The organism is Methylobacterium sp. J-088 (assembly GCF_022829295.1).
Classification (GTDB): Bacteria; Pseudomonadota; Alphaproteobacteria; order Rhizobiales; family Beijerinckiaceae; genus Methylobacterium.
Map to the genome: position 1 here is coordinate 16,965 of NZ_JAKSYH010000139.1, position 19,181 is coordinate 36,145.

Annotated in this window: 21 protein-coding genes and 1 riboswitch; of the genes, 4 read left to right on the forward strand and 17 right to left on the reverse strand. The window is 71.4% G+C overall.

The genetic code is table 11. The features are described from left to right. Positions 1 to 6: 6 nt before the first annotated feature. A complete protein-coding gene (locus MKK63_RS15615) occupies positions 7 to 1,512 on the reverse strand; it encodes an exopolysaccharide biosynthesis polyprenyl glycosylphosphotransferase (protein ID WP_244003280.1) in 1,506 nt (501 codons plus the stop codon). Positions 1,513 to 1,675: 163 nt separating this feature from the next. Here MKK63_RS15615 and MKK63_RS15620 point away from each other — a divergent pair, with 163 nt between their 5' ends. Next, on the forward strand, positions 1,676 to 1,825 hold the full coding sequence (locus MKK63_RS15620) for a hypothetical protein (protein ID WP_244003282.1): 150 nt from the start codon (positions 1,676 to 1,678) through the stop codon (positions 1,823 to 1,825). 149 nt (positions 1,826 to 1,974) lie between these two features. Here MKK63_RS15620 and MKK63_RS15625 read toward each other — a convergent pair whose 3' ends face one another. Then, the gene (locus MKK63_RS15625; RefSeq protein ID WP_244003284.1) at positions 1,975 to 2,325 is read right to left on the reverse strand and encodes an antibiotic biosynthesis monooxygenase family protein; all 351 of its coding nucleotides are present in this window, start codon (positions 2,323 to 2,325) and stop codon (positions 1,975 to 1,977) included. Between the two features lie 402 nt (positions 2,326 to 2,727). Here MKK63_RS15625 and MKK63_RS15630 point away from each other — a divergent pair, with 402 nt between their 5' ends. Further along, entirely contained in the window at positions 2,728 to 3,135 is a 408-nt protein-coding gene (locus tag MKK63_RS15630) for a helix-turn-helix domain-containing protein (protein ID WP_243922879.1), read from the forward strand. 39 nt (positions 3,136 to 3,174) lie between these two features. On the opposite strand, the gene MKK63_RS15635 is transcribed toward MKK63_RS15630, so the two are convergent. The 4 genes from MKK63_RS15635 to cbiE are packed head-to-tail and all read right to left on the reverse strand — an operon-like array spanning position 3,175 to position 6,897. Further along, positions 3,175 to 4,494: a cobyrinate a,c-diamide synthase gene (locus MKK63_RS15635; protein WP_244003286.1), complete on the reverse strand. Its 1,320-nt coding sequence runs from the start codon at positions 4,492 to 4,494 to the stop codon at positions 3,175 to 3,177. Then, the gene (cobM, locus tag MKK63_RS15640; protein WP_244003288.1) at positions 4,491 to 5,267 is read right to left on the reverse strand and encodes a precorrin-4 C(11)-methyltransferase; all 777 of its coding nucleotides are present in this window, start codon (positions 5,265 to 5,267) and stop codon (positions 4,491 to 4,493) included. Before cobM ends, MKK63_RS15635 begins: the two co-directional genes overlap by 4 nt. Next, entirely contained in the window at positions 5,264 to 5,668 is a 405-nt protein-coding gene (locus MKK63_RS15645) for a cobalamin biosynthesis protein (protein ID WP_244003290.1), read from the reverse strand. The genes cobM and MKK63_RS15645 overlap by 4 nt, the downstream gene beginning before the upstream one ends. Continuing rightward, positions 5,665 to 6,897, reverse strand: coding sequence for a precorrin-6y C5,15-methyltransferase (decarboxylating) subunit CbiE (cbiE, locus tag MKK63_RS15650; RefSeq protein ID WP_244003292.1), 1,233 nt, complete (start codon positions 6,895 to 6,897; stop codon positions 5,665 to 5,667). The genes MKK63_RS15645 and cbiE overlap by 4 nt, the downstream gene beginning before the upstream one ends. 13 nt (positions 6,898 to 6,910) lie before the next feature. Here cbiE and MKK63_RS15655 point away from each other — a divergent pair, with 13 nt between their 5' ends. Next, a complete protein-coding gene (locus MKK63_RS15655) occupies positions 6,911 to 7,690 on the forward strand; it encodes a cobalt-precorrin-6A reductase (protein WP_244003294.1) in 780 nt (259 codons plus the stop codon). Here MKK63_RS15655 and cobJ read toward each other — a convergent pair. From cobJ to MKK63_RS15710, 11 genes are all read right to left on the reverse strand, one after another. After that, entirely contained in the window at positions 7,660 to 8,430 is a 771-nt protein-coding gene (cobJ, locus tag MKK63_RS15660) for a precorrin-3B C(17)-methyltransferase (protein ID WP_244003296.1), read from the reverse strand. The two genes, MKK63_RS15655 and cobJ, sit on opposite strands and share 31 nt — an antisense overlap. Further along, entirely contained in the window at positions 8,427 to 8,843 is a 417-nt protein-coding gene (locus tag MKK63_RS15665; RefSeq protein WP_244003298.1) for a type II toxin-antitoxin system VapC family toxin, read from the reverse strand. The genes cobJ and MKK63_RS15665 overlap by 4 nt, the downstream gene beginning before the upstream one ends. Then, a complete protein-coding gene (locus MKK63_RS15670) occupies positions 8,840 to 9,115 on the reverse strand; it encodes an AbrB/MazE/SpoVT family DNA-binding domain-containing protein (protein ID WP_244003300.1) in 276 nt (91 codons plus the stop codon). The genes MKK63_RS15665 and MKK63_RS15670 overlap by 4 nt, the downstream gene beginning before the upstream one ends. 55 nt (positions 9,116 to 9,170) lie before the next feature. Beyond that, complete coding sequence (locus tag MKK63_RS15675; protein WP_244003302.1) at positions 9,171 to 9,950, reverse strand: precorrin-2 C(20)-methyltransferase; 780 nt, start codon at positions 9,948 to 9,950, stop codon at positions 9,171 to 9,173. Next, positions 9,950 to 10,675, reverse strand: a complete 726-nt coding sequence (locus tag MKK63_RS15680; RefSeq protein WP_279574688.1) for a precorrin-8X methylmutase — start codon at positions 10,673 to 10,675, stop codon at positions 9,950 to 9,952. Before MKK63_RS15680 ends, MKK63_RS15675 begins: the two co-directional genes overlap by 1 nt. Beyond that, entirely contained in the window at positions 10,672 to 11,934 is a 1,263-nt protein-coding gene (locus tag MKK63_RS15685) for a nitrite/sulfite reductase (RefSeq protein ID WP_244003304.1), read from the reverse strand. The genes MKK63_RS15680 and MKK63_RS15685 overlap by 4 nt, the downstream gene beginning before the upstream one ends. Before the next feature lie 74 nt (positions 11,935 to 12,008). Beyond that, on the reverse strand, positions 12,009 to 15,356 hold the full coding sequence (gene cobN, locus MKK63_RS15690) for a cobaltochelatase subunit CobN (RefSeq protein WP_244003306.1): 3,348 nt from the start codon (positions 15,354 to 15,356) through the stop codon (positions 12,009 to 12,011). A gap of 46 nt (positions 15,357 to 15,402) precedes the next feature. Next, the gene (gene cobW, locus MKK63_RS15695; RefSeq protein ID WP_244003308.1) at positions 15,403 to 16,437 is read right to left on the reverse strand and encodes a cobalamin biosynthesis protein CobW; all 1,035 of its coding nucleotides are present in this window, start codon (positions 16,435 to 16,437) and stop codon (positions 15,403 to 15,405) included. Beyond that, on the reverse strand, positions 16,434 to 16,835 hold the full coding sequence (locus MKK63_RS15700; protein ID WP_244003311.1) for a DUF1636 domain-containing protein: 402 nt from the start codon (positions 16,833 to 16,835) through the stop codon (positions 16,434 to 16,436). The genes cobW and MKK63_RS15700 overlap by 4 nt, the downstream gene beginning before the upstream one ends. Continuing rightward, positions 16,828 to 17,565: a CbtA family protein gene (locus MKK63_RS15705; protein WP_244003313.1), complete on the reverse strand. Its 738-nt coding sequence runs from the start codon at positions 17,563 to 17,565 to the stop codon at positions 16,828 to 16,830. Before MKK63_RS15705 ends, MKK63_RS15700 begins: the two co-directional genes overlap by 8 nt. 16 nt (positions 17,566 to 17,581) lie before the next feature. Beyond that, positions 17,582 to 17,764 carry a CbtB domain-containing protein gene (locus MKK63_RS15710; protein ID WP_244003315.1) on the reverse strand — a complete coding sequence of 61 codons (183 nt, stop codon included), beginning with the start codon at positions 17,762 to 17,764 and terminating at the stop codon, positions 17,582 to 17,584. A gap of 33 nt (positions 17,765 to 17,797) precedes the next feature. Beyond that, a riboswitch (cobalamin riboswitch) is annotated at positions 17,798 to 17,992 on the reverse strand. Positions 17,993 to 18,140: 148 nt separating this feature from the next. On the opposite strand from MKK63_RS15710, the gene MKK63_RS15715 reads away from it, so the two are divergent. Continuing rightward, on the forward strand, positions 18,141 to 19,163 hold the full coding sequence (locus tag MKK63_RS15715) for a DUF4424 family protein (protein WP_244003353.1): 1,023 nt from the start codon (positions 18,141 to 18,143) through the stop codon (positions 19,161 to 19,163). Positions 19,164 to 19,181: the final 18 nt, after the last annotated feature.

Here is a 19,181-nt window from a genome sequence, read left to right on the forward strand (position 1 = left end):
GGCGCCTTAGAACGCGTTCCGGTAGGCCCGGCGCGAGATCAGCGTCTGGATCATGATCTGGATGTCGAACCAGATCGACCAGTTGTCGATGTAGTGGAGGTCGCAGGCGACGCGGCGCTCCATGTCGAGATCGGTCAGCGTCTCGCCGCGGAAGCCGTTGACCTGCGCCCAGCCGGTGATCCCCGGCCGGACGTTGTGGCGGCGGGCGTAGAGGGCGATCCGCCGCTCGAAGCTCCGGTCATGCGCGAGCGCATGGGGACGCGGCCCGACCAGCGACATCTCTCCCAGCAGGACGTTGAGGAGCTGGGGCAGCTCGTCGAGATTGGTCCGGCGGAGGATCGCGCCGGTCCGGGTGATCCGGCTGTCGTTGCGCGTGGCCTGCCGGAACACGGTGTTCGCCTCCGTCCGCATCGAGCGGAACTTGAACACGCCGAAGGGCTGCTGATTGAAGCCGTAGCGCTTCTGGCGGAAGAAGACCGGCCCGGGGCTGTCGAACTTGATCGCCAGCGCGATCACGGCGAGCAGCGGCGAGAGCGCCACCAGGGCGATCGTCGCCACCGTGAGGTCGAGCGCCCGCTTCAGCACGATCTCGCCGAGGTTGAGCGGACGGCGGCCGATATTGATGCCGGAGACGCCGCCGACCCGGGCGACCTGCAGGTCGGGGAAGCGGTCGAGCATCGCGCCGGGCCGCAGGTGCAGAGCCGAGGGCACCCGCAGGAACGCGTCGATGCAGCGCTCGACTTCGGCGTTGTCGGTCCACGGCACGAGGACGAACACGTCGTCCGGCCGCAGGAAGCGCACCACCGAGACGGCGAGGTCGAGATCCTCCTGCAATTGATCGTGCCGGGCGGCATTATCAGCACCCGAATCGACGCGGCGCAGGTAGCTCGTGCCGACGATCCGCAAGCCGAGCTGGTCGATCGCGTTGCTGGCGTAGAAGCGGGTGATGTCCTCCTCGTAGCCGACGAGATGAACCCGGCTGACCGAGGCCGAGCTGGCCGTCAGGCGCTGCCGCACGAGGCGCGTCATCGCTACGCGGCTCAGGATCAGGACCGGCAACCCGGCGAAGAAGGAGCCGAACGAGACGAGGCGCGAATACTCGCCGGTGGTCTTGGTCATGAACCCGACGACCAGCACGGCGGCCCAGGCCACCAGCCACAGGGAGGCCACCCGCTGAAGGAACGGCTTCTGCGCGATCACGGTGTCGAGGCTGTATTCCGCACGCAGAGCATTCGTGGCCACGACGATGAGGCCGAGGAGGGCGGCGAGTTGCAGGCCGCGGATGCTGCCGGCGCCGAATTTCCCCTCTTGGTAGGCGATCTCGTAGGTGGCCTGCATGAACAGGGTGACCGCCAGGATTGCCGCGAAATCAGTGGCGGCGAGGGCCGACGACAGGGCGGCCCGCGCCGCAGCCCGCCCGCGGCGGGGCAGCAGACCGGACCAGACGCTGCGACGGCGCTCGGCCGGGCTCGGGAGGGGCTGGAACGCTTCCGGGATCCGTTGATGAAACATCTGGCGCGCCACGTCCCGTCATGATCGGACTTTGTGCCAGTCTGAAACGAACGCACGTTCCAGTACCGGCCTGTGCCGGTGGCGGAGCAAGCGGCGAGCCGCATGCGTGAAGAACCTAGCCCTACTACGATGGCCGACCTAGTCCGCTTCATATGAAGCGGTAATGAACGATGAACTGAAATGCGGTATTCGCCTCGCTGGAGGCTTAAAGAAGTTGTTTCCGTACTACGCCCGCGGCGGCATCACAATTTCAGCGCGTTACTTTAGCAAGGGAGCACAACCAAGGGAGATGGCGAACAGCCGTCCGGTCTGATCTTGGGACGCAGTCCCGACAGGGCCGCCTGGGCCACGGAAGGGGCTTCGGATCGCCGTGCGGTCTTCCGGCCGTGCCGTCGACGCACAGGGCGTGGACCGGCCGCCGCAGCGGCGGCCGGTGTCGTGGAGACGGCCCGACTCGCTCGGTCAGACGGCGTCCGCGTGTTGCGGGGTGGTGCTGCTCGATCCGCCCACAGTCTGGATCGCCTCGAAGCCTTCGAACTGCGGATGACCGAGATAAAGCGGCTTGGTCGAGGGGACGCGGCCATGAGCCTTCCGGAACTGCTCCGAACGGGTCCAGGCCTCGAAATCGTCCCGCGATCGCCAGATCGTGTGCGATGCGTAGAGCACGTGATCCTCATGCTCCGGCCCACGCAGGAGATGAAATTCGACGAAGCCGGCCATCTCGCCGAGATGGCTGTCGCGTCCAAGCCAGACGGCCTCGAAATCCGCAGTCGCGTCCTTGACGACCTTGAAGCGGTTCATCGCTATGAACATGTCATTCTCCTCTGCCTGCAGAGTCTACTCGGGTTTCGGCGGCTTTAGCGAGCCCCGGCGCGGCTACAGGGCGCACCGAGAAACGTTCCTGAGATATCCGTCGGCATTTGAGCAACAATGTAGCAAAGTTGTGTGTACTTAAACTAGAAGATGTAAACTAAGACTTGCGAAGCCTGATAACTTGGTGTCTTACTGCGGCGCGGTTGGTAAGTGCCGCAGAACGGCTGTTCGCGCTCTGCGCAGGTCACACCGTACGAACGAACTCTACGGTCTAGGAAGGTGGGTCGGACGGTGAAGCGGCGCGACGGCGAGGCGAACACAGCGCATCCGGAGCAGGACGCAGCCGCCTCCGGCGAGAAGGACGCAGCCGCCTCCGGCGAGAAGGATACGACCAGTCAGCCGATGCCAAAGCAGACCACGGATGTCGATCGTCTGGTCGGTGTCCGGATAACGGCCCTGCGGAAAGCGCGGGGCATGAGCCAGACCGCCCTGGGCAACGCAGTGGGCGTGACCTTCCAGCAAGTGCAGAAATACGAGAAGGGTCAGAACCGGGTCGGTGCCGGGCGGCTCCGCGAGATCGCGCGCCTGCTCGACGTCCCGGTCTCGGCCTTCTTCGAAGAGAGCGAGCCGCGCGCCAACGCGCAGGAAGACGTGTTCGGCTTTCTGAGCGGCCAGGGCGCCATCGAATTGCTGCGCGCCTACGCGCAGATCGACGACGAGCAGATGCGGCGCGACGTCCTGGCGCTGGTCCGCAGCGCTGCGCGCCTCGCGCAGGTTCGCGAGACCGCACCGCCGCGTGACCCAGCCTGAACGGCTGACTGGATTACGATCTTCCGCGGCGCGGAAGATTCAATCCGAATCTCCGGCGACGAAGTGGAAGAAGCTCCCGCTCACGGGGCCGATCCGATGCCCCGCGAAGCCGAGCTCGGAGCCTTCCGCGTCGGTGACACGGGCCAGGGCGTCCGGTTCCGGAGCGGCCGGCGAGAGCTCGCTGGCATAGTGGAATTCATGGCCGATCAGGCGGGCGCCGCGCTGGCCGAGCACGCTATCTCCGCACAGGTGCGCCACGCGGTAGCCGAGATGGAGCTTGCGGCGCCGGTACGAAGTTTCCACCGGCAGGAGGCCGGCCATGGCGTGCGTGACGCCTTCGGCATCCTCTAGGGTGCGTCCGAGAACCATGTAGCCGCCGCACTCGCCATGGACCGGGCGGCTGCGCGCGAAGGCGCGCAGCCCGTCCAGGAACCGGCTGGCGCCCGCGAGACGGCCCGCATGCAACTCAGGGTAGCCGCCCGGTAGCCAGCAAACGTCGCATGCGTCCGGCGGTGGCGCGTCCGCGAGCGGCGAGAACGGGACCAGTTCCGCCCCCGCCATGCGCCAACCGGCTTCGAGATGCGGGTAGAGGAAGCTGAACGCCGCATCCCGGGCCACCGCGATCCGCTGACCAGGCGGCGGGGGCAGGGCGCCCCCCGTTTCCGGCACACCGCCGCCGGCCGCCGCGACGACGGCGTCGAGATCGATACCCACCACCGCGAGTTCGGCGAGCCGATCGAGGCGCGCCTGGAGATCGGCGGTCTCGCCGGCTTGGACGAGGCCGAGATGCCGCTCGGGTAGGACGAGCTGCGCGTCGCGCATGAGCGCGCCGAGCACCGGGAGCCCCGCGCGCTCCATGCCGGCCTCGACGAGCCGGCGGTGGCGGGCGCTCGCCACCTTGTTCAGGATCACCCCGGCGATCGTGACCCGCTGGTCGTAGAGCCGGCAGCCCAGCGCGACCGCGGCGGCCGATTGGGCCGCTCCGGAGACATCCACCACCAGCACCACGGGCCAGCCGTAGCGTGCGGCGATATCGGCATTGGCGCCGGTCCGGTTTTCCGCCGCACGGACCCCGTCGAACAGCCCCATGGATCCTTCGGCGATCACGATGTCGGCATCCGTGACCGTGTCGCGGGCCAGGGCGTCGAGCAGGGGCGGCGCCATGGCGAAACTGTCGAGATTGAAGCTCGGTCGCCCCGTGGCCGCCTGATGGAAGGCCGGATCGATATAGTCGGGCCCGCATTTGGCGGCGCGCACCCGCAGGCCCCGCTGGGACAGGGCCCGCATCAGCGCGAGGGTCACGGTCGTCTTGCCGGAACTCGATCGCGGCGCCGCGATGAGGAGGCCGGGGGCGCTCACGTCCGCCCTCCGACCGTGCCGCCGGGTCGGTAGCGCCGGTCGTAATCGGTGGCGTAGAGCGCGCTCTCGCGGAAATGCTCGGCCGAGAGCGCCGGGCCGACGAGGATCAGCGCCGTGCGTTCGAGGCCGGCCTGCGCCACCTGGGCCGGCAGGGTGGCGAGATCGGTTTTCAGCACCCGCTCGTCCGGCCAGGAGGCGCGAAACACGGCTGCGGCCGGGCAGGACGGCCCGTAGAACGGGATCAGCTCGGACGCGACCCGCTCGACCACGTGGATCGAGAGGTGGATCGCCAGCGTGGCCCCGGTCGCCGCGAAGGCCGCCAGGGTCTCGCGCTCCGGCATGGCGCTCGCCCGGCCGGACGTGCGGGTCAGGACCACCGACTGCGCCAGCCCGGGCACGGTCAGCTCCCGCCGCAGCACGGCCGCCGCCGCCGCGAAGGCCGGAACGCCGGGCGTCACCGTGTAGGGGATGCCGAGCCCATCGAGCCGGCGCATCTGCTCGGCCAGCGCACTCCAGATCGACAGGTCGCCCGAATGCAGCCGCGCCACGTCGTGGCCGGCGGCATGGGCCGCCGCGATCTCCGCCATGATGGCGTCGAGGTCGAGGGGCGCGGTGTCGACGATCCGGGCGCCCGGCGGGCACCATCCCAGGATCTCGGGCGCCACCAGGGAGCCTGCGTAGAGGCAGACCGGGCAGGACGCGACGCGGTCGCGGCCCCGGACCGTGATGAGGTCGGCCGCGCCAGGGCCGGCGCCGATGAAGTGGACGGTCATGCTGTGGGTATCGTGGTCTGGCCGACGGCGAGCGCGCAGGTGGCGCCGCCGCTCGCGATCCGGGGGAGGGCGAGGCGGCTGCCGGGTCCGGCCGCTGCGAGGGCGGCGGCCTCGGCGACGGAACCGACGCCGCGCAGGCGCTCGACCCGTGCCGAGCGGGTGACGAGTTCGGCGTCGCGGGCCGCCAGCGCGTCCGCGGCGACCGGGCGCGGCGACAGGCCGAACTGCGCCGCCGCGCCGGCAATCGCCGGCTCGACCGCCCGGTCGGCCGCGGTCGCGATAACCGTCAGGTCGGCCCGCGCGACGCCGATCTGCCCGAGCGCCCGAGTGATCAGCGCCGCGATCTCGTCGGCTCCGGTGCCGCGTCGAAAGCCGATCCCGGCAACGAGGCGTTCGGTCATGGCTTGGTCCAGGCCCATTGGGTCACCGGCATGGCCGGCCGCCAGCCGTGCAGTCCGCCCACGGGACTGGCCCGGTCGACGGAAAAGCGCCGCAGGCTGCCGCCCTGGGCCGCGAAGACCGTGAGCAGCGCCGCTTCGCCTTCCAGCGTGACCGCGTTGGCGACGCAGCGTCCGCCCGGCTTGAGGGCGGCCAGGGCCGCCGGCAGAACGCCGGGCTCCGACACGCCGCCGCCGATGAAGATCGCATCCGGCTCGGGCAGCCCGACCAGCGCATCCGGCGCGGCACCGGTCACCACGGCGAGGTCCGGCGTGCCGAGGGCTTCGGCATTCCGCCGGATGCGCGCGGCCCGCTCCGGCCGCGCCTCGATCGCGGTGGCGCGCAGGCTCGGATGGCGCAGCATCCATTCGATCGCCACCGAACCTGCGCCGGCCCCGATGTCCCACAGGTGCAGTCCCGGATGGGGCCGCAGAGCCGCGAGCGTCAGCGCCCGGATCTCGGCCTTGGTGAGCTGCCCGTCATTCTCGAACAGCGCGTCGTCGAGGCCGGGCGCGAGGGGCAGCGCGCGGCCGGCACCCGCCACGGTGATCGCGACGGTGTTGAGCGGATCGATGGCGCCGATATCGAAGCCCTCGGCGCGCGCTGCGCGGATCCGCTCGCGCGGGCCGCCCATCGCTTCCAGCACCGTCAGGGTGGACGCGCCGAAGCCGCGCTCGGTCAGCAAAACCGCCAGAGCCGCTGGCGTCGAACCGTCCCAAGACAGGACCAGCAGCCGGGCCCCCGGCTGCAGATACGGCACGATCCGGGCCAGCGCTCGACCGTGGAGGGTGACGAGGCCGCATTCGGCCAGCGGCCAGCCGAGGCGCGCACAGGCCAGGCTGAACGCCGAGGGTTGCGGGAAGGTGCGGATCTCGGCCGGTGGGATCAGCCGGGCGATCTCGGCGCCGATCCCGTAATGGAAGGGATCGCCGGTCGCGAGGATGCCGGTGGGCTCGCCCCGGCGGGCTAGGATAGCCGGATAGGCTTCGTGGATCGGGCTCGGCCAGGGGCGGGTCTCGGCCGCCAGGGGGCCGGCCAGCGCGAAGTGGCGGCGGCCGCCGTAGACGACGCGGGCGGCATCGAGCGCTGCCGCCGCTGCAGGCGCGAGGCCGGATCGCCCGTCCTCGCCGATGCCGATGATCGACAGCCAGCAACCGGTCGTGGGCCGGCTCGACAGGGCCTCACCGCTCATGGACAAGGCACCCATGACGGAGGGCGTAATGCGGATCCTGATCCTCGGCGGGACCGGGGAGGCGAGCACCCTGGTGCGCGCGTTGGCCGGGCGGGACGACCTGTCCGTCGTGCTCTCGCTGGCCGGGCGGACGGCGGCGCCGAAGCCCGAGCCGGTCCCGACGCGGAGCGGCGGGTTCGGGGGCGCCGAGGGCCTCGCGCGCTACCTGCAGTCGGAAAGGATCGACCGCCTGATCGACGCCACGCATCCCTTCGCCGCACGGATCGCGGACAACGCCGCCCGCGCGGCTGCCCTGGCGGGCATCCCGTTGCTGGCGATCCGCCGTCCGGCCTGGAACCCGGCGCCGGGCGATCGCTGGATGGAGGTCGAGACTGTCCCGGCCGCCGTGGCGGCGCTCGGCCCCGAGCACCGGCGCGTGTTCCTGACGGTCGGTCGGCAGGAGGCCGGCGCCTTCGCGGCGGCCCCGCAGCACGCCTACTGGGTGCGCACGGTCGAGCCCCTCGGCGACGCGCTGCCCGTGCCCCGTCTCACGGCGATCGAGGCCCGAGGCCCCTTCGACCCGGATTCGGAGGCCGCGCTGATGCGGGCGGCCGGCATCGAGATCCTGGTCAGCAAGAATTCCGGCGGGGCGGCGACCTACGGCAAGATCGCGGCGGCGCGCGCCCTCGCGATCCCGGTGGTCATGGTCCGCCGGCCGGACAAGCCCGATGTGTCGCGCGTGGCAGACGCCGCCGGAGCGCTCCGCTGGCTGAAGACCGACGCTCACGCCGCCTCGACCTTGCGCGCGGTGTAGACGAAGGGCGGACGGCCGGTCCGCGGGATCAGCCGCGTGGTCGAGGCGCCGAGGATCACCATCGTCGCCATGTCGGCGGGCGCCGTGGGCGCCTCAGCCAGCGTCGTCACCCGGATCGCCTCGTCGGGCCGGCTGATCGCGCGGGCGAACATCACCGGCGTCCCGGGTGCGCGGATCCCGGCCGCGATCTCCAGGGCGGCACCGAGTTGCCAGGGCCGGGCGGTCGAGATCGGGTTGTAGAGGGCCACGACCAGATCGGCGCGCAGCACCGCTTCCAGCCGCGCCGTCACCACCGGCCAGGGCTTGAGGTTGTCCGAGAGCGACAGGGCGCAGAAATCGCCGCCGAGCGGCGCGCCGAGACGGGCCGCGGCCGCCAGCATCGCGGTGATCCCGGGCTCGACCGTGATGGCGAGGTCGCGCCATCCGGGCGCGCCGTGCTCCACCGCCTCGAACACCGCCGCCGCCATGGCGAAGACGCCCGGATCGCCGCCGGAGACGACCGCGACCCGGCGTCCGGCGGCGGCGAGTTCCAGGGCGTGGCGCGCCCGGTCGACCTCGACACGGTTGTCGCTGGCATGCCGGGTCAGGCCCGGCCGCTCGGGGATGCGGGCAACGTAGGGGTGGTAGCCGATGAGGTCCTCGGCTGCGTCCAGCGCCTGGCGTGCGGATTCGGTCAGCAGGCTCTCGTCGCCCGGGCCGAGACCGATAACCGTGAGAGTTCCGCCTGCACCCGGATTCAACGCGCGTCCGCCTCTGAGGTCAGCAATCGTGCAGAAAATCCCTGCACGCCCAGCCGTTTAATAGCCGTCCTATCGGACGACACGAAGGTCTCGCCGCCGAGGCGGCGCCCTTCGAACGCGATGATAGCGTCCGCGAAATCGCCGCCTGCTTCCAACACCGCCAAGCCGGCTTGGATGGCTGGCCGGTCGGCCACGACAGTGCGGGCCGCGATCAAGCTTCGGATCGCCGTGGTGATCTCCCCGCGGGGCATGCCGTATCGGCTTCGAAGCTTCCAAACCAACTCGCAAAGGGCATGGATACTGATCGCAACCTGTGCCGCCCCTTCCAGTGCTCGAACGGCCGCCAGCCCCTGGGCCGGGTCGTCATTGACGATTAGTCGCACCGAGACATTGGTGTCGGGCGTGACCCTCACGACCTGCCGAGTCCGGACGTCCCGGCTTCTGCTCCTGCTTCCGCTATGGCGTCGCCGATCTCATCGATCGAGCAGCAGGCGCCATTACCTTTGCCTGCAAGTATTCCGTACACCTGACGCCAGGAGTGCTCAGGATGGTCGGCCATCAGTTCCGCTCGACCGTCGGGCAGGAGTTCGAGCCGGATCCTGCCGCCTGGCAGAATGCCGAGATGCTTGAGGATATCCTCGCGGAGCGTCACACGGCCCCGGGCCGTCACCGTCAACGTCGTCATGAGCCGTCCCCGTCAGCCCAACGTAATGGGGCGGAGCGTGACCAGCAAGCATCGGTCACGGCCGACGCCCCTCTCCGGGGAGCAGCACCATCGAGAAGTACGGGGCGGCATCGTCCGCCTTGTCGGCCAGCATGACGACGCGCTCGCCTGCCATCGTGCCGCGCTCGACATAAACCGCACGCGCGAGGAGCCCGGCTTCGGCCAAAGCCGCGCGCACCTTGGGCAGGTGGCGGCCGAGCTTCATCACCACGGCGGCGTCGGTGCCGCGCAGCCGCTCGGTGAGGATATCGAGCGACAGGGTCGCGGGCAAAACCGTCAGGACATCGTCGCCCCAGGTGATCGGCGTCCCGGCCCGGGTCCAGCAGCCCGACATGCCGGTGACGCCCGGAATGACCTCAACGGGGAAGCGGTCCTTCAGACGCCGCCACAGGTGCATGAACGAGCCGTAGAAGAACGGATCGCCCTCCGAGAGGATCGCCACGTCGCGCCCGGCGCCGAGATGATCGGCGAGCCGGCCCGCTGCGTCGTCGTAGAAGCCGGCGAGCGCCGCCACGTAATCCGGGTGCTCCGGGTGGATCTCGGTGGTGTAGGGATAGGCCAGCGCCAGTTCGCGGTCCGGATCGCGCAGGATCGCATCCGCGATCGTGCGGGCGTTGCCGCGCTTGCCCCGCTTGCAGAAGTGGACGAGCACCGGTGCCCGCATCAGGATGCGCTGCGCCTTGACGGTCAGCAGGTCGGGATCGCCCGGACCCATCCCGACCCCGTAGAGTGTGCCGGTCACCGAGGCGGCCGGCAGCGCCTCCGCGGGCGCGTCGAGCCGTTCGAACCCGTCCATCACTCGGCCTCGCAGGCGAGCGCGTTCACCGCGGCGGCCGTCATGGCGCTGCCGCCGCGCCGCCCGTGGACGACCACGAACGGCACCCGGCCGTCCCTGGCCAGAGCGTCCTTCGATTCCGCGGCGCCGACGAAACCCACCGGGATGCCGATCACCGCGGCCGGCGGTGCCACGCCCGCGTCGAGCAGTTCCAGCAGGCGGAACAGGGCGGTCGGCGCGTTGCCCACCGCCACCACGCTGCCCGGAAGGTGCGTGCGCCACAACTCCATGGCGGCGGCCGAGCGGGTGGTGCCGAGGTCTCGCGCCAGATCCGGCACGCGGGGATCGCCGAGCGTGCAGATCACTGGGTTGCCGGCCGGCAGGCGCGCCCGGGTGACGCCGTCGGCGACCATGCGAACGTCGCACAGGATCGGTGCCCCGGCTTGCAGCGCAGCGACACCGGCCTCGGCGAAATCGTCCGACATCTCCACGTCGGCCGGGAGGTCGGTCATGCCGCAGGCGTGGATCATGCGCACCACGACGCGCTCGGCGGCCCCGGTCCAGCGGGCGAGATCGGCCTCGGCGCGGATCATCGCGAAGGAGCGCGCGTAGATGGCGCTGCCGTTGCGGATATAGTCGTAGCGGGAGGCGGGCTCCTGGCGGGTGGCAGGCTCTTGGCGGGAGACAGGCTCCTGGGCCACCGGTTCCGACCCCGCCTGGCGCAGGGCATTCTGGCTCGCGCTCATGCCGGTCTTCCATCCCCCCCATTGTCCGGCCGAGCCATATTGGGCGCGAACGCCGCGGCAAGGCCGACAGTCTTGGCCCTTCCTAACCGGTCCAGTACGGCCTCGATAGGGAGGTGTATCGCCGGCTCATCGCCGGGTGCGCCGCCGATGACGATGCCGTAGCGGCCCTGTGTGCCCACCAGCGTCAGGTCGGCAGGGCCCGGCCGCGCACAGCCCTTGGCGCAGCCGGAGACGTGCGCGGCCCGTCCCTGTTGCGCGAGCGGGCGGAACATCTCGGCGACGCGCGCCGCATCGGCCAGCGTCGGCGTCGAGCCGGAGGCGCAACCCGGGGCGCCCGTACAGGCATCGACGCTGCGGCGGGGATCGTCGGGTGCGACGATGAAATCGCAGGCGAGCTCCGCCATGACCGCGGCCGCCGGCGCACCGGTCGGAGCGAGCAGGACAAAACCGCGCGCCGGCGAAAGGCGGATCGCGTCGGCGCCGACGGCTTCCGCGGCGGAAACGACGCGATCGAGGGTATCGGCCGTGCAGCGGCCGAACGGCGCATCCAGAGCGAGGATCTGGAGATCGGGCCGTGTCCGGAGACCGGCGGCGGGCGCGAACGGCACCACGCTCCGTCCTGTTGGAGGGCGGGGCGACCCCGCCGACCCGGACGCGCGAAGGGTCGTGACGAGCCTTGCGCGTTCGTCATCCGAAAGATCGCGCATCCGGCGCCGGCCGGTACGCGCGAAGGCGTCGAGCAGCGCGGTCAGGATCGCGGGTGCATCCTCGAGTCCGCAGGCGAGAACGGTCTGCCAATCTTCGGTGACGGCGATCGCGATCTCGACCCGCGTCCTCTCGCGGGCGACGATGACACAATCGGCGTCCGGCAGGGCCGCATCCGGGCGCCCCTCGATCAGGACCAGCGTCTTGGCCGGCAGCCCGGGAATGTCGCGCGCAGCCGCCTCGATCGCCCGGGCGAGCGCCGGCACGTCGATCCGCTCCGCAGGATCGTGTCCGGCGAGGGGCTGGGTGAGCGTCAGGCGCTGCGGGCCGCCATCGGCACGCCGGTCGCCGAGGCCGGCTTCGGTGAGCAGCCGGGCCAGCGGCGCGCGCGTCGATTCGGTGACGCCGCGGATTTGAAGGTTGGCCCGGGCGGTGAGGTCGAGATGGCCATTGCCGAAAAGCCGCGCGCCCTGCGCCACCGCGCGGGCCTGCTCCAGCGCGAGTATCCCCAGCGGCGGGTGGACCCGCGCCAGCAGCCCGTCGCCCGTGGGCATCGGGCGGGCGAGTCCGGGACACCAGCCCCGGCGGCCCGGCGCCTCGGGAAGAGCGCGGCGATGCACCGGCGCGTTCACTCCGCGGCCTCGCGCAGCAGCGCGTCGGCCGGCAGGGCGTTGCGCCGGCTGTGCCAGAGGCCCCGGTCGCGGGCCTCGTCGAAACGCTCCAGGATCGCCCGGGTCGCCGCCGGGTTGGCGTCGCGCAGCTGCTCGAACACCTCCGCGTCGCCGATCCAGGCCGCATACAACCGGTCGAAACCGGCATCGCTCACGGCGTCGCTCGAAGCGGCGAGCACGAACACCGCGTCGAGCCCTTGCGCCAGTTCCTGCGCCCCCCGGTAGCCGTGGCGCAGCTGCGCCGCGATCCAGCGGGGATCGGAGAGGCGACCGCCGATCAGGCGCGCGGCATCCTCCCGGGCGGTGCGGGCCTTCGGGCGCTCCGGCACCGAGACGTCGAGGCTGTAGAGCGCCGGGCGCGCATCCTGCAGCGCCGCCGCGGCCGCGAATCCGCCCATGGCGTCGACGGCGGCATCGCCATCGAACAGATCGCGTTCCGCCGCGTCGAAGGCGTGCAGGTAGGCGTCGGCCGCTGCGACCCGCGCGGTGAAATCCGCGTCCGGCCCCTCGCGGTCGCCGTAGGCATGGGAGCTGGCCGCCATGTAGGCGCGGCCGAGATCGTCCCGGGTGTCCCAGGAGCCGTCGAGGGCGGTGGCGGCCGTGCCGGCGCCGTAGCGGCCGGGCGCCGCACCGTAGACCCGGGCGGCCGTCTCGCCTCGCCTGCGGGCCGCCGCCAGGGGGTTCTCGTCGTCGGCCTCGTCCCGGTCGGCCACCGCCCGGGCGGCGCGGTCGATCAACGCCAGCGTGTTCGGGAACGTGTCGCGGAACGCCCCGGAGATCCGCACCGTCACGTCGATCCGTGGCCGGTCGAGCATGGCCAGCGGCAGCACCTCGAAGCCGGTGACGCGGGTGCTGGCATGGTCCCAGACGGGCCGGACGCCCATCAGGGCCAGGGCATGCGCCACGTCCTCGCCGCCGGTGCGCAGGGTCGGCGAGGCCCAGAGATCCATCACGATCCGGGCCGGATAGGCGCCTTCGTCCTGAAGGTAGCGCGTCACCACCGCCTCGGCGGCCTTCACCCCCAGGAGCGCGGCGGCGCGGCTCGGAATGGCGCGCGGATCAAGCGTGGCGAGGTTTCGCCCGGTGGGGAGCACGTCCGCACGCCCGCGGGACGGGGACCCGGACGGGCCGGGTTGGACGAACCGGCCGTCCAGGGCGGCGAGAAGTCCCGCCCGTTCGGCGGCCGCGCTCGCAACCACCGGGGCGGGGGCGTCGTCGGGGGCGCGGCCGAAGACGTGGAGGCCATCGCGAAAGCTTGTCTCGCCGAGATCGCACAGATGGGCGTCGAGCCGCGTCAGCGCCTCGTCCATCGGCGTATCGGGGCCGATCCCGGCGCCGTCGAGCAGCCCGGCGGCCCCGGCCTCTTCCAGGATGGCGCTGGCGATCAGGGTCGCCCGGCGGGGATCGAGGACGCTGGCGGCGCTGTATTCTTCGACGAGCTCACGCAGCCGCGCGGCCTCGGGAGAAAGCTCATGGCCAGCGACCTCGGGTGTCAGATGACCGAGCGCGACGCCGCCGAGCCGGCGCTTCAACGGAGCGGCCTCACCGGGATCGTCCACGATGAACGGGTAGATCACCGGCAGGGCGCCGACACAGAGAGCCGGGAAGCAATCCGGCGACAGGGCCACGGCCTTGCCGGGCAGCCATTCGGTCGTGCCGTGGGTGCCGAGCTGGACCAGCACGTCGAAGCCCTGCCGCAGGCCGAGGTGGAACGCCAGATAGGCGTGGGTCGGGACGCGCTCGGCGTCGTGGTAGCCGGCCTTGCGATCGGGATCGCGCCCGCGATCCGGCTGCAGAAACACTGTGAGGTCGCCGCTCTGCGGATGCGCGGTTCGGCGGGCCTCCGCCATCCGGAACCGGAACGCGCCCTCCGTGCAGGCGGCATCGGTTTCCGGCTCGCCCCAGGCCTGGGTGATCGTGACGCGGGTCGCCGCGGGCAGGCCGTCGAGCCACGCCCGGTAGGCGATCAGCGGCACGCAGAAGTCCGCCGGTCCCTCGGTGAGCGTCGTCATCAGCGCGCCGGCTTCGGGCAGGGCACACCCGGCATAGCCGGAGGCGGCGAGGTCCGCGGCGATGGCCCGGGCGCTCTCCGGCGTATCGAGGCCGACCGCGAAGCCGGCTCGGCCGCCCCGCGCCGGATAATCGGACAGGACCATCGCGATGCGCCGCGCGTCCCGAGGCCGGGTGGCGAGCCGCAGCCAGCCGGCGGTCCGGTCGGCGAGCGCCGCGATTCCGGGTGCGTAGGACACGGCCCGGCGCTCGGCGAAGCCTTCGATCTCAGCCTCTTCTTCCTTGAACGAGATCGGGAAGCCCGAGAGCCGGCCGTCGAATTCCGGCAGCGCCACCTGCATGGCGAGGTCGGCCGCGCCGAGCCCCCGGGCCGAGGCCTCCCAGGCGGCCAGCGGCGACCCGACCGTGAAGGCCTGCAGCACCGGACAATCGGCGCCGTCGAGGACGAAGTCGATCCCGTCCTCGCGCGCTGAGAAGGCGGTCGCCGCGATGACGATGTCGGGCCGGCGCGCCCGCACGGCCGCCGCGACCGCAGTTGCGGCCACGGGTTCCTTCAGGCTCGACACGGCCATCGGCAGCACGCCGATCCCGCGGGCGCGCAGGGCCGCGATCAGGGCGACGAACGGAGCGGTATCACCGCCGAGTACGGCGGAGCGGTAGACGAGGAGTAGGGCAAGCGGTTCGGCCCGGGCGTCCGCGAGCGGGATCGCGGTTTCCGCCGCCGCCACGGCCTGATCCAGGGGCGGCGTCGTGCAGCCTGGGCACCACGCGAAGCCCCGGGGCAACGGGTTGGGTGGCTCGACCGGAAGGTCCGCGCCGATCCGGCTCGCGAGGAGCCGCAGCATCTGGCGCAGGTTCTCGGGGCCGCCGGCGCGGAAATAGGCGTCGAGCCGGTCCGCCAGCGCGGGATCGGTCGAGGAGGCGGCAAGCCGCGGGTCGGGCCGGTCGTCGCCCGGCAGCACCGCCAGCACCACCCCATGCGCCCGCGCCGCCTCGGCGCAGCGCTCGACCCCGTAGCGCCAATAATCGAGCCCCCCGAGGCAGCGGATCACCACGATCTTGGCGCGCGCCACGACGCGCTCCACGTAGAAATCGACCGAGAGCGGATGCCGCAGCTTGGCCATCTTGGCGAGGCGCAGGCTCGGGAGGCCCGGCTCACCGGCATACGCCCGCGCGATCCCGGCGAGGTCGCTGTCGGTGAAGGACAGCACGACGACGTCGCCGGGCTCCTGCCCGAGATCCACCGCCGCCTCGCCCTCGTCGAGGGAGACGGCATCGATGCGCACGAGATGCATCGCCCGCGTCCCTAGGTGCCGAGCGAACGGGCGCGCGCGACGGGTCTCATCCCGCGAGCGCCGTCGCGACGGCGTCCCGATCGAAGCCCTTCAGGCCGATCACCACGAGCGCCCCGTCGCGCGCCTCGCCCGCCCGCCAGGGCCGGTCGAAATGGTGAGCGACGCGCCGGCCGACACCCTGCACCACGAGGCGCATCGCCTTGCCCTCCACCTCGGCGAACCCCTTGATCCGCAGGACGCCTGCGGTCTCGGCCGCCTTCTCGACGCGGGCCGCGAGATCGGCCGCCGTCACCGCCGGGCGGATCGGCAGCGCTACCGTCTCGAAGTCGTCGTGATCGTGGTCCTCACCCGCGCCGTGGTGGGACGGGCGAGCATCCAAATCATCCTCGGCCGCCGCACCGAGGCCTAGAAGAATCCGCGGATCGATGATGCCCTTCTCGGTCTCCACCACCTTCACGGCGCGGGGCAGATGCCCCTCCACCTCGGCCCGGACCCGGGCGCGGGTGTCGGCGTCGATCAGGTCGGCCTTGTTGAGCACCACGAGGTCGGCGCAGAGGAGCTGGTCCTCGAACACCTCCTCCAGGGGATTGTCGTGATCGACCGATTGGTCGGCGGCCCGCTGGGCGGCCAGCGCCGCGGGATCCTCGGCGAACACACCCGCGGCGACCGCAGGTCCGTCCACCACCGCCACCACGCCGTCCACCGTGACCCGCGAGCGGATCGCCGGCCATTGGAAGGCCTGGACCAGGGGCTTCGGCAGGGCGAGGCCCGAGGTCTCGATCAGAATGTGCTCCGGCGGCTCGGCGCGGGCGAGCAGCGTCTCGAGGGCCGGCACGAAATCGTCCGCCACCGTGCAGCAGATGCAGCCGTTCGGCAGCTCGACGATGGAGTCCTCGGTGCAGCCCTCGACCCCGCAGGCGGCCAGGAACGACTTGTCGAAGCCGACATCACCGAACTCGTTGACCAGGATGGCAAGGCGCCGGCCCTTCGCGTTCTCGATCAGGTGACGGACCAGCGTCGTCTTGCCGGCGCCGAGGAAGCCCGTGACGATGGTGCAGGGGATCTTGGCGACAATCGTCATTCGGCGGCCTCCGGGGTGCCGGCCGGAAACGGGCGCGGTGCAGGAAAGGGGGGGATCCGGGCGATCACGCCCGTCTTGAATTCGGTCGGTCGCTCGCGCCACGGCACGATGCCGTCCGGCGTCGCGGCATAAGCAGCGAGCCCGGCGAGGATGATCTCGGCGGAGACTGCCGGATCCATGTCGCCGTACACGTAGGTCCAGCGGTCCGCGGCGGCGACCGCCACCGTGCAAGGGCGCTTGCAGACCGACAGGCACTCCACCGGCTCGACGCGCAGATCGACCGCACCCTCGGCCCGCACGCGCAGGGCGTCGAAGAGGCGGGCGCCGGCCCGGGGACCCTCGGGGTCGTCGCCGTCACGGCGGCAGGTGGTGCAGACGTAGAGGACGGTCTCACCCATGGGCCGTCCCCCGCGCGGTCCCGCGGCCGAACACCAGCCAGGCCCGACTGAACCCGAGGCCCAGCAGCATCCAGAACACGAAGCTGATCGCCAGCGAGCGAGCCGCGAACTGCGCGGCTAAGGCCGCCGGCAGCGCCGACGCCCCCTCCGGCGCCTGGGGCGCGCCGACCACGTGCGGTGCGATGAGCAGGACGACCCCGCCCAGGATGGCGATCAGCGATCGGCGCACGGCGATCAGGTAGAGGCCCATGGCGGTGGACGCCGCGGTCATGACCCACCACGCCTGCCGGACGGCCAGCGGTGCCGCCTCGCTGCCCGGCAGCTCCGGTGGCAGGCCGAGGCCGGGCGCCAGGGCGACGCTGGCGAAACCCGCCACCGCGAAGGCCAGGGCGACCTGCGGCGTCGGCTCCCGTCCGCAGGCGAGCATCGCGGCACCGAGCAGGAGCGCGTAGCCGACGGCACCCACCAGGGTCGCGAGTCCGGTGAAGGCCATGCGCGGCAGGCCCGCGCCCGGTTGCCATTCCGGCGCCGTGTCCGGCGCGGCGTGATCGTGGCCGGCATGAGCGAGAACGATCGGCAGTGTGCGGGCGGCCTGATGGCTGGGCTCGGCCTGCTCGAAGCGCTCGGCCGCTACGATCAGCGGCGAGGTCAGCGTGAGTTCGAGGCCCGTCACGACGACGGCCGCGAAGAAGCCGGCGGCCAGTGCCGCCGACAGAAGCCGGATGATCATCCCTGCGACGATGGCGTCAGTGACAGGGGAAGTTCTGGGTATGCCGGAAGTCGTGAGCCGCGTTGTGGAACGCGATCGCCGGGGAGAAGCCGACCATGAACAGCAGGCCGAGGCCGAGGAAAGCCGCGAGCGCGACCGCCACGGGGCGCTCGGACGCGCGGGCACCGACGGCGATAGGAGCGAGGGTCGAGGTCGTCATGGGTCTGTCTCCAGCCGCCCCACCGGCGGCAACGCGGGATCCTGTCGTGACGGCAGGTCTCCTGGCTCGCGGCTCGACGCCCCTGCCGCCTTCCCGGATCGCTCCGGTGGCCCTCGGCAGGCGCTCGCCGCTCACAGTTGCGGGGGCAGCCGCGGAATCGGGGGTCGCACCCCTCACCGCATTCCCTTTTCACCCCGTCACCGGGGCACCGTCACGCAGTCGTTGTAGACGCATGACAGCTCTCACACAACGGAGGCGCGGCGGAATCATTTCCGCCGCTTTGCGAACGGTGGGGATCGGTGAGCAGGCCGGGGATCCACACGGTCGCGATGGCCGCGCCGGCGGTCCATAGCCTCAATCGAGATGCGTGATCGTGATGAGAATCCTGTCGCTGGTCCCTGCCCTCCTCGCGGCGTCATCCCTGCTGGCTCGGGCCGAAGAGACGGATGTTGCGCTCAGGGCGGGAAACCTCGTCCTCGAACAGGGCGGCGCGCTCACGCTTGCGGCGGAAGATCTTTATCTCTCGGAGCAGGAGGTCAGGACCGATTACCGGTTCCGCAACCCGACCGGAGCCTACATCGAGGCCATTGTCGCGTTCCCGCTGCCCGCCATCGTCGGCGCGCCCGCGACGGCGGTTTCCATTCCCGATCCGACCCAGGCCAATTTCCTCGCCTTCAACGCCACGATCGATGGCCAAGCCGTCCCATGGCAGCTCGATCAGCACGCCTTCCTGGTGCGCAACGGCCAGCCGGTCGAGATCACCGACGAACTCAGCACCCTCGGCATCCCGCTCGTGCCGACCGTTGCGGCGACGGAAGTCCCGCTGCGCCGGCTCTCGGAGCCGCGGCGACACGCCCTGATCGAGGCCGGCTTTCTCGATCGGCAGGTCCACAAGGACGGGACGATCTCGGACGTCCCGCTCTGGACGCTGAAATCACGGTCCTGGCGCCGGCAGATCTTTCCGGCGGGGCACGAGGTCGCCATTCGGCAGAGCTTCACGCCGAGCCTCGGCGGCCAGTCCAGCCTTTCGTTCGGCTCGCCGGATCTGGGTCCGTCCCAGATGGCGCGTTACGCGGACCGGTTCTGCACGGATCCCGCCTTCGCGCGCGCGGCCCAAGCCCTGTATCGGCGAGCGAGCGCCGACGGCAGCCGGTCCTTCCAGGCCTACGAACGCTATCTGACGTATCTGTTGCCCGCCGGGACCGGGCCGATCGGCACGTTCAAGCTGATCGTTGACAAAGGTGATCCGTCCACGATGGTCGCGTTCTGCGGCGGCGATCTCAAGAAGACCGGTCCGACCACCGTCGAGTCGGTCGTGAAGGACTATGTGCCAAGCCGCGATATCGATGTGCTCCTCCTGAAGAGTGCCTCGCGCGTATCGGCGTTGCCTCCCCTGTGAGGGGCGTCTCGATGCCGC